Genomic DNA, 9,957 nt, shown 5'->3' on the forward strand with positions numbered 1-9,957 from the left:
TCGCCGGATGGGTACCCTCATTGCGCAGTTCTCCGGAAGCTGAGGAATAATCACATGCCCAGTTTTTCGCATGGCCTCGTGCTGGTCTCCCTGCTTCTGACAACTGGCTGCTCCCTCTCGGACGGGCGCGACGAGGTGGCAACTCGGCTTCGTGTCGCAGCTGTCGCAGAGCAGTCTGGGCAGGGCGACGTCGCTCTGTCGCTCTACGAGGCAGCAGCTCAGCAGGCGCCGAGCCGGCCCGAGGTCCAGCGCCGCTACGCCGGTGCTTTGCTCGAGCACGGTCAGCCTGACCAGGCCATCGAAGTCTTGCAGAACGCCCTGCAGAGGAATGCCGGCGATCCGGGTCTGTTGGCAGAGGCCGGGCGTGCCCAGCTGGCCCTTGGTCAGGCTGAGGCGGCACTGGTCACCTATCAGGCCCTGTTGCGCAAGGCACCCCAAAACGTTGCCGCGCTGAATGGGCAGGGTGTGGCGCTCGACCTCCTCGGCCGCCATGGCGAGGCGCAGCAGAGCTACGGAGCGGCGCAGGCAGTCTCGCCCGGGAATGTGGCGGCGGCCAACAACCTGGCGCTTTCCACCTTGCTTGAAGGACGAGCTGCCGCCGCCGCCATGCTCTTCAGTGTGTTAGACCGGCCAGGCGTACCGGAGCGGGTGCGGCAGAACCATGCCGTTGCCCGTGCGGCAGCGGGTGAGGCGGTCGAGAATCCGTTGGCACAGACGCTGGGTAGTGCGCTGCGGTGAAAGTAGGCCGTAGCCCAGCTTCGGCTCAGATTTTTCGTAAGTTCCCGAGCCGATTGAATGTGGTGAGCATTGGGTCTTGAGATTGTGGAAGCTCCATTCCTCGGCGTGAACAGGGCCTCGGCCAAGGACACAAGCCAGGAGGTGTTTAGGCACTCGGCCTGGAGACGTATGGACACTTCGGAGAACCTTCCCTCCGAGGCGGTTCGCTGATTTACTAGCTCTGGTCAGCGGAAGCCGCGGCAGTGCGGAGTAGCCGGCCTCCTCCCTATGAATGGGTGGAGTAGTGCGTCTCTATCATGGGTAGTGGTTGCTAGGCACCAGCGTCTCAGCCGCATTTGCTGATAAAGACCATAGCGGCTTCCAGCACGGGAGAGGGCGGCATATGGATCCTGGTTCAGGTGTTGCATCCAGTCATCGGCTTCATAGCGCGTGGCAAGGGTGCATCAGACAGCAGTGTCGCCGCCAGCCGAGCGTAAGTTGCCACCGCCGAGGTGCTAGGGGAAACATCCAATGCAATGCAGCCGTTTCGGATGGCATGGCTGAACACAGAATTAGCGAGAACTGGCTCCAGCACTAGCACCTTCTTCCCTAAAGCGGCAATCAACTGCGCTAGCACCTCCTGGTCCACGGCTTCGCGGGCCTTGAACTGGGTGGGCAGGATGCCGACCACTCGCAGTCCACGGTTCAGTCGTCGTTGAACCTTGCAAATCATGGCCAGGATCAACTCGATACCCATGCTGTCGTAGACCTCGATGCGCACAGGAATCAGCACCGCATCGGCCGCGCTCAACCCCATGACCGTTAGCACACCCAGATTGGGCGGGGCATCGATCAGGATAATGTCATAGCGGTCCTGCACCGCCTTCAATGCTTCGCGTAGGGCAACATCAAGACTCGGCTCGCGCCGACCATCGGCTTCCGCCAGGTCGATGTGGCTGGGCGCCAGATCGAAGCTGCCCTGACCACGCAACAGCGGATCGGTTCCACCAAAGATGGCCGCTGTGATCGGCTGGTTGCGCAGAATGACCTGCGCCATGGTACGGCCTTGCCGGTAGGCCTCAACACTGCCTGTGGCCATGAGGGCCACGGACGCTGTGGCCTGAGGATCAAGATCCACCAGCAGCACCCGCGCGCCCTGGCGGGCGAAGCCGCAGGCCAGATTGAGCGCCGAGGTGGTTTTGCCCACTCCACCTTTTTGATTGGCCAAGACCAGGATGCGAGCATGGCGTGACCGAGCCTCCGCCATAGCATTAAGAATGCGCTCGACGTCCTTCGGGATTGGCTCGTGGCCGTTTTCCCAGCGCGAGATGCGCGGCTTGTCGTAAGAACGACCCAACGCCTGATTAAGCGCTTCCTTTAGTGTCGACTGGCTGAGGCGTAATTGCAGACGCAGCCTGCGTAAAGCTATGCCATCCATCCGCTGAATCCCTGCTCATATCGCCTTATCAAGTTGTTAGAAATCCAGGGCAAGGATCCTGGATATGACCCTCAACGCCAGCCTCTATGATCGACGTTGATGGTCAGCTGAAGGAATAGGGGGTGACAATCAGGCTCCGGAAAACGGCAACGGCTTCTCCGAACGTAGCGGCTGACCAGGTGACTAGATTGCGCTGTAGCTGACTGTGGAAACTATCCACAGGATGAAGCGCGTTGAAGGGCAGGATTTCCAGTTCACCCCGGAAAGCGCTGGCGCCGCGTCCCGGCCAGGTACGAATGAAAGCTGTCTGCAGATGCGTCCACGGCCGCTCAGCAGAAACCTTGCCTAGGGCACTCAAATGCGCGCAAGCCCAGATACGCGGCAGGCCGACTTCTCGCGTTACTTCCACAAACTCCGGCGCCAAGCACATTACATGCGCCGCTCCCTGTCCATCGCGTAGCGGGCCAGAAGAGGGAGCATGTGCGGCTGCCAACGCGGCCGCGACGGCCTGAGGCAATTCCGCGGCGCAACCCTCCGCCACCTCTAGGGTCCCTCCTAAGAGATTTTTTGATTCGGTGCGCCAATGAACAAGGCTGCTGTCTTGCCAATGTCCAGTGTTAGTACGGAGTTGGCATTCATGTCGGTGTGTCGCTTTACCCTGGTCTTGCGGCCACCCTGACGCCGCTGTCGTGAAGGCGCAAGCGCGGCGTACAGCGCCAGGGAGATCGGCTCTGCCTTCCACTTCAATGAAATATGGCGCTACGAAGCGTGGCCTAAAAGAACCGGAAATCACCGCGATCCTCTGCAACTTGGAAGACAATTATGCGGAGCAAAGCACCATGATCGCGGATCATGGAAGGTAATTCTGTCATCAAAGCTGCTCCACTTCCTTTGCCGGGAAGCCATCCGGAACAAACATCCCAAGAGACAGAAAAACCGTTCTAAAAAATAGGAATTTTGCTCGCAGTTTTCCTAAAAACCGCTAGATTGCAGATCTATGATATGAGCCGATGAAGGCGGTTTAGAGGTTGCATAAAGGTCGAGATATGCTGTTTCACCAGCTCACCCTCTACACACTGATGATCACCTTGACAGTGATCGGAATAGTCTTGCTGATTCCTTTAGAAAAAAATGCAACCAATGGTTGTGAATTTCGATGCCCTTCGCCAACCGCTTACTCGATCGAGCGGGCGAACCAATTTTCCCGCGGATTCCGTTATTAGTCGCTTAAGGGGATAAGGCTCTCGATCAGCAGAAGAGCATCACGCAAACTTCGCCTGCATCTTTAAGTCATGTGGCGACGATGCTGCTCTTGCAGCCGAACCGGTTCGCGCGGGTTATTTGAGCGGTGAGTTGCTTCAGCGTCGCTTTTAGCGCACAAGCTGGCCCTGCGCAGAAAGGCTAGCCCTTTGTCTGGGCAAGCCTCCTCCCCATTGCCTTAAAACATACATTTGCTACCGCATCAGGGTTTTCCAGCAGGTAGGGCCCGCAAAACGAACAACCGGTGGGAGGCGATGTCCACCATGCGGCGCATCCGCTCCAGCCACACCTTCTCGGCGTCCTGCATGCTGGAGAAGGGGCCATGCAGTTCTTCGGTTCCGGCTTCGAGATCGGTGAAGCTCGTATCCCGGAAGATCCCGCCCCAAACTACCCAGATTTCGCGGCCGTTCAGGGGATCACTCATGGTATGTCCTTCCATTCTGGAACTGAGCCAAAGAGCTGACCCGTCCTGCGTGCCGCCTACACCAAGCTTTCTAGTGGGCGCAACGTATGCTGATTTTGACTACTTGGCAGACCCTCCTGCCGCATCACGATACATTACGATAACTGAAGCCGGAGCAGCCTCCCTCACCCGCTCGAACTGTTCCATATACAAGGCAGGCTGGACGGGTAGTGGCTGCTGAAGGGTGTAACGCGCAACAGCAGGAACTGCCGACGCCGCAGCACGGACACCCTCCGTATCCATGCAGGCGGGAAGAGCACGGCGATTTTAGAACACGATCAAAGCTTAAGATGATCTTATAAATCCATTTCCATCACATAAATACGACAAAGATGGGAATGTGATCATAAATGCGTTTTGTCGCATTAACGATATTTTGTGTTGAATCCGAACAAAAAATCTGGAAACCCTCGGCTGCCCATCCGGACCAGAGCCTATGCTGTTTAACTCTTGGACTTTTGTCGCCTTTTTCATCGCGCTGATGGCGATCTATCTTCCACTCGGCCGTTGGGGCGGATACCGGGCTCAGAACCATTTGCTGCTGGTGGCCAGCTATGTGTTCTATGCCGGCTGGGATTGGCGCTTCTGCTTCCTGCTCGCGGCCATTTCCCTGGTGGACTGGTTCTGCGGCAACGCCATCGCTACCACCGAGCAGAACAGCCGGCGCCGCCTGTTTCTGGCCATCAGCGTTGTTTTCGACATCGGTGTGCTGGCGTACTTCAAGTATTGCAACTTCTTCATCCAGGGCAGCGCGGACCTGCTGGGTTTGTTCGGTATGTCGGCCAGCTGGCCGCTGCTGAACATCATCCTACCGGTCGGGATTTCCTTTATTGTCTTCAAGAGCCTGAGCTACACGATCGATGTGTATCGGCGGGAAATCCCGCCGGAGCGCAGCCTGCCCGATTACGCGTTGTTCGTGGCCTTCTTCCCCGATCTGGTGGCGGGGCCCATCATTCGGGCCAAAACCGTTCTGGCGCAGTTGCATGCGCCGCGCCGGATCACCGAAACCATGGTGACGGAAGGCGTTTGGCTGATCCTGTTCGGCTATTTCCTCAAGGTGGTGGTGGCCGACAATCTGGCGCCGATCGCCAATGCCGCCTTCAGCGCGCCGCAGCCGGAATCCTGGCTGCACGCATTGATCGGTGTTTATGCCTTCGCCTTCCAGATCCTGGGCGATTTCGCGGGTTATTCCGGCATCGCGATCGGCGTGGCACGGCTGATGGGCTTCGTGCTTCCGCCGAATTTCGGCCATCCCTATCTGCAAACCTCGCCCCAGGCCTTCTGGCGGCACTGGCACATCAGCCTGTCCACCTGGCTGCGCGATTATGTCTACATCGCTTTCGGCGGCAGCCGTGGCGGCTCCTGGAAGACCAGCCGCAACCTGATGGCCACCATGGTGCTGGGCGGGCTGTGGCACGGCGCCGCCTGGACCTTTCTGCTCTGGGGCTTCTATCACGGCACCCTGCTGGTGCTGCATCGCTGGCTGGCCAAGCCGCTTGCGGCTCTGCTGCGGCTGCCGCCCGCCCTAGGCCATGCCCTCGCCATACTGCTGATGTTTCATCTGACCTGCCTGGGCTGGCTGTTGTTCCGCGCCGAATCCCTGGCGCAGGTGGGCGGCTTCCTTCGCGCCCTCGGCTTCGCGGCGCCGGCCGGCACGATGACGGCGCTGGGCCCGTCCATTGTCACGCTGCTGATGCTGGCCTCGGCGACCTTGCTGGCCGACCGGCTGCTGCGTGCCCCGGACGGCACCTTGCGGCCACTGCAGCTGTCCAGCCCCGCACGCTGGGCCTGCGCCGCCTGCCTCGCCTTCGCCATTCCGGCCTTTGGCGATTTTGGCATGTCCCACTTCATCTACTTCCAGTTCTGACCGGCAGGGCACAACAATGCTGGCGCAACTGTTCTCCTTGATCGATCCCGGCTTCGCATTGCTGCTGCTGGCCGAGCTCATTGCCCTTGGGCTGGGGTTCTGGCTGGCCCGGCGCTGGCTGCGCGGGCCCTGGCGCAGTGCGGCCATCGTGGTGTTGGCCATCCTGGCCGTGCGCATTGCCTTGTTCGGCAATCCTTTGGCCTGGGGCGCCTATTATGTCGCGCTGCAAGGCCATGCCGATTGGCGGCAGACGGATATCATCGCCCAGCGCTTCCGCAGCATGCTGCCGGCACCCCGCAACACGGAATTCCTGGCCGTGGGCTCCAGCCAGACCCATGCCATTTATCGCGGCCTCAGCCGGGAACGGGAGGAGTTGCGGCTTTTCTCCCTCGCCGGCATGACGCCCATGGATATGGCGCTGTACCAGGACCGCATCATCGCCCTGCGGCCGGCCCAGGTGTTGCTCTACATCTCCGAGTTCGATCTGGCGGCCGAGCTGCGGCCCGAATGGGCGCGCTTGGCACCCGTTCCGCTGCACCGGATTCCGGAACGGGCGGCAGTGGTGCAGGACGCCCTGCCCTCCGGCTCATTGCCCGATCTGCGGCGAGACCTGCTGCTTGGCGCCCTGCTGCCGGAGTATCGCTACAATTTCGTTTTCCGCGGCCTGTTGAACCGCGCCGCGCAACTGGCCCACCTTCCGGGTTTCGGGCCGGGGCGCTCGGCGGATGACGCGGTGAACTATGCCGCCTTGCGGGCGCGGGGGCAGCATTCCATGCAAAGCCAGGGGCAATTGCTGGATGTCTTTCTGCGAAGCCTTGAGCAGGCCGGCATCGGCGCCGTTCTGGTGGAAGGACAATACAACCCGAAGGGCGAGACGCCCGATCTGCGGCGGCAGAACGCGGCGTTCGGGCAGTATCTGGCGGCGCTGCAACGCCAGCATCCGAAGCTGGCGGTGATCCGGCGCGAGGAACTGCCGCAACTGACCAGCGCCGATTTCAGCGATGCCTATCATCTGTCGCCGGAAGCTGGCTATCGCCTGGCCGAGGCGGTGCTGCGCACGGCGCGGCAAAGGCTGGGTCAGGGCAGGGCCATGACCCGCTTGGATACGAGCCCTTAACTTACAGAGGCCGCGACGGTCCGCTGGCCGCCGGTCGCGTGCTGTCCTCGGCGCGTACCAAACTGCCATTGTTGAGGAGCAGCCTCAGGGTGCCGCAGCTCTCGTAATAGTTCTCGGTAACCTTCGGTGCTCCGGATGTGTCTTTCCCCCTGACGGGCGTGGCTGGCATCGTCGCCCACTACCCAGACCTCATGAGACCTGCGCGCGGATCTTGGTTGAAGTTGGCCGTGCTTCTTGATTCGCTGACTTCTGTGTTCAACCTGGAGATCAGTGGATGTCGCGACCCGAATTGCCCAGGAAGGCTTCGGTTTGCTCCTGCACGTGACAGGCGTTCATCTCTGGGTGATCTGGACAGACTGATCGACCGGCGTTCCATCGCGGCGACGCTCCGCAAGATCCATGCCGCAGCCAAAGGCGCCCCCCTGGCCGTCGCTCGTTCTGTTCAAGGCGATTATGGTCGCGGTGCATGATTTGTCGGGTGTGAGACTGGCCGAGGCGCTGGACGACCGCGTGTCTTTCCGCCGCTTCTAAGACTTTGCCGTGCAGGAGCCGACACCGGAACGCACCGCCTTGCCCGGCTTCGGAGACATTTGGTGGCTCGCAGACTGGACCAGGTGCTGTTTGCCGAGGTGACGGAGCATCTCACAGCCAAGGCTGTGAGGGTGAAAACAGGCATGCTGGTCGATGCCATGGTGATCAACCTCTGCCAGTGACCAGGATCAGGAAGCCTGCCGGTCCGGTCACTAGCGGCGCCGCGTGACCCACGGCTACAAGACGTATACCGGTGCTGACGCCGATACAGCCATTGTGAGCCAGGTTTCAGTTTTGCAAGGTCACGCCTATGATCGGCGCTCTGGCTTGGCATCCGACCACCCGCGCACAGGTCTCATTAGGCTGACAGTGGCTGCCATCCTGGCAGTATCTCTGCATATTGCCCAGGACGTACAATAACTGCTGTCTCTACGAAAGGAGGTTGACCAGCATGCAGGTGTGTCACACTGCCAATCGTAAATCTGTCAGTGATCATTGATGATGATCCAAACAGCTCTACATCAAAGAAAGGCAACCCTTCGGGTACATCAGCCCGCCCGATGAGGATTTTTTCGCCGTTTTTATCAAGATAAACCTTCAACTGAGTACTTCCTTTTCTGAAAGCGGTTTTTCTATCTGATAGGGACGTGGGTAGTGAGAGAGGTGGCCGTCTAAGCTGACGCCCCACACGGGGCACTGTCATGCTTCACCTTTTATCCCGCCCCGCACCAGCGCTCGGCCTGACCCGAACACGACTTCAGCCTGCCTGATTTGAACGGCAGGCTCGACGATGATCTGGTGCTGCGACCATGGCTCGTTCATGGAGGCCTCGGCATTGCGACACTGCCTCATACCCCAAGAATGTTGATGGAATGTTGGAGAGCAAACCCGATTATCCGCAGCCAGCGCTAGTGGAAATCTCTGCTTTTCAGTTGCAGCACCGGCCTGCGTGATCCCGGCTCCGGCCTTCTGACCTCATCGGCCCGCCCCAGCGCCGCCGCGCTCCAATCCGCCGGTTCCGCCGAACTCAGCCCCTGCAGCAGGTCCGTCCGGTCAGTGAGCTTTTCCACGATGATGTGCGTCACCGGCACCTCGGCCTGCTCCGTCTCGCGCTCGATCTTGCCCTTGACCAGCAGCAGCCGGGCGTTGATAAGCGCTGCCCGGTCGCGATCGACGATGTTCGCGAAGGTCACCAAGTTGGCCTGCCCGTGCTCGTCCTCCACGGTGATGAACACGACGCCCTTGGAGGTGCCCGGGCGCTGGCGCATCAGCACCAGCCCGGCCAGCAACACCCGCTTACCGGAGGGCAGGGCATCGATCTCCCGCGTGTCCTGGCAGCCCAACTCCCGAAGTCGGGGCCGCAGCAACGTCAGCGGATGCGTCCCCAGCGTCAGGCCGGTGGCCAGATAGTCGAGCACGACACGCTGCCCGTCGTGTTCCGGCGGCAACTCCGGCGCCGCCTCCGGCAGCAGCGGTGGCTCGCCTGCCGCCGCGCTGCGGGCGGCCAGCCGCAGCAGGGGCGGCACGTCCTTCTCGACGCCCCGGGCGGCCCAGAGGGCCTGGCGCCGCGGCACCCCCAGGCCCGCAAAGGCATCCGCCGCCGCCAGCGCCTCCGTGGCCTTGCGGCCGAGCTCGGCCCGCCGCACCACCTCCTCGACCGAGGCGAAGGGCGACCGGTTCCCCGCTTCCCGCGCCTTCATCAGGCGCTCCGCCTCCGCCTGGACCAGCCCCGCCGCCTGCCGCAGCCCAAGCCGCAAGGCCAGCCCCTCAGCGCTGTCGGCCTCGGGCTCCAGGGTGCAGTCCCAGTCGCTGCAGTTGACGTCCACCGGCCGCACCGCGACGCCGTGCTCCCTGGCGTCGCGGACGATCTGCGCCGGGGCGTAGAAGCCCATCGGCTGCGCGTTCAGCAGGGCAGCGGCAAAGACCGACGGGTGCCAGCGCTTCAGCCAGCTGCTGGCATAGGCCAGATGCGCGAAGGAGGCAGCGTGGCTTTCCGGAAAGCCATAGGAACCAAAGCCCTCCAGCTGCTGGAACACCCGCTCGGCCAGCTCAGGGTCATAGCCCCGGGCCACCATGCCGCCCACCAGCCGGTCGCGGTATTCGCTCACTCCTTGCGTGTGCTTGAAGGTCGCCATGGCGCGACGCAGCTTGTCGGCCTCCTCAGGCGTGAATTTCGCCGCCACCATGGCCACCCGCATGGCCTGCTCCTGGAACAGCGGCACGCCCAGGGTGCGCTCCAGCACCTTGCGGAGTTCGTCCGGCTGGCCGTGCTCGGGTGAGGGGCCGGGATAGTTCGGCTGCTCCAGCCCCCAGCGGCGGCGCAGATAGGGATGCACCATGTCGCCCTGGATCGGACCGGGCCGGATGATCGCCACCTGGATCACCAGGTCGTAGAACTTTTCTGGCCGCAGCCGCGGCAGCATGTTCATCTGCGCCCGGCTTTCCACCTGGAACACGCCGACGCTGTCGGCCCGCCGCAGCATGGCGTAGGTCTCGGGGCAATCCCTGGGCACGCCCGCCAGGTCGAGATCCTTCCGGTGGTGCCGCTTGAGCAACTGGAAGCC

At 61.6% G+C, this 9,957-nt stretch carries 7 protein-coding genes; 3 read left to right on the top strand and 4 right to left on the bottom strand.

From position 1 onward, the window contains the following. The first annotated feature begins 54 nt into the window (after positions 1–54). Positions 55–738: a tetratricopeptide repeat protein gene (locus F0Q34_RS21110; RefSeq protein WP_149814354.1), complete on the top strand. Its 684-nt coding sequence runs from the start codon at positions 55–57 to the stop codon at positions 736–738. Positions 739–1,132: 394 nt separating this feature from the next. On the opposite strand, the gene F0Q34_RS21115 is transcribed toward F0Q34_RS21110, so the two are convergent. Together F0Q34_RS21115 and F0Q34_RS21120 are read right to left on the bottom strand one after the other, a co-directional pair. Further along, on the bottom strand, positions 1,133–2,155 hold the full coding sequence (locus tag F0Q34_RS21115) for a ParA family protein (RefSeq protein WP_149814355.1): 1,023 nt from the start codon (positions 2,153–2,155) through the stop codon (positions 1,133–1,135). Between the two features lie 1,462 nt (positions 2,156–3,617). Beyond that, on the bottom strand, positions 3,618–3,839 hold the full coding sequence (locus tag F0Q34_RS21120; protein WP_149814356.1) for a DUF4170 domain-containing protein: 222 nt from the start codon (positions 3,837–3,839) through the stop codon (positions 3,618–3,620). 475 nt (positions 3,840–4,314) lie between these two features. Between F0Q34_RS21120 and F0Q34_RS21125 the strand changes: the two genes are divergently transcribed. Beyond that, positions 4,315–5,745, top strand: a complete 1,431-nt coding sequence (locus tag F0Q34_RS21125) for an MBOAT family O-acyltransferase (protein WP_149814357.1) — start codon at positions 4,315–4,317, stop codon at positions 5,743–5,745. 16 nt (positions 5,746–5,761) lie between these two features. Continuing rightward, positions 5,762–6,862: a hypothetical protein gene (locus F0Q34_RS21130; RefSeq protein WP_149814358.1), complete on the top strand. Its 1,101-nt coding sequence runs from the start codon at positions 5,762–5,764 to the stop codon at positions 6,860–6,862. Positions 6,863–7,751: 889 nt separating this feature from the next. On the opposite strand, the gene F0Q34_RS21135 is transcribed toward F0Q34_RS21130, so the two are convergent. Then, positions 7,752–7,994: a hypothetical protein gene (locus F0Q34_RS21135; protein WP_149814359.1), complete on the bottom strand. Its 243-nt coding sequence runs from the start codon at positions 7,992–7,994 to the stop codon at positions 7,752–7,754. 307 nt (positions 7,995–8,301) lie between these two features. Further along, positions 8,302–9,957 (bottom strand): helix-hairpin-helix domain-containing protein (locus tag F0Q34_RS21140; protein ID WP_370751322.1); only part of this gene is annotated, 1,656 nt, incomplete at its 5' end.

Source organism: Teichococcus oryzae (assembly GCF_008386565.1).
GTDB classification, from domain to species: domain Bacteria; phylum Pseudomonadota; class Alphaproteobacteria; order Acetobacterales; family Acetobacteraceae; genus Pseudoroseomonas; species Pseudoroseomonas oryzae.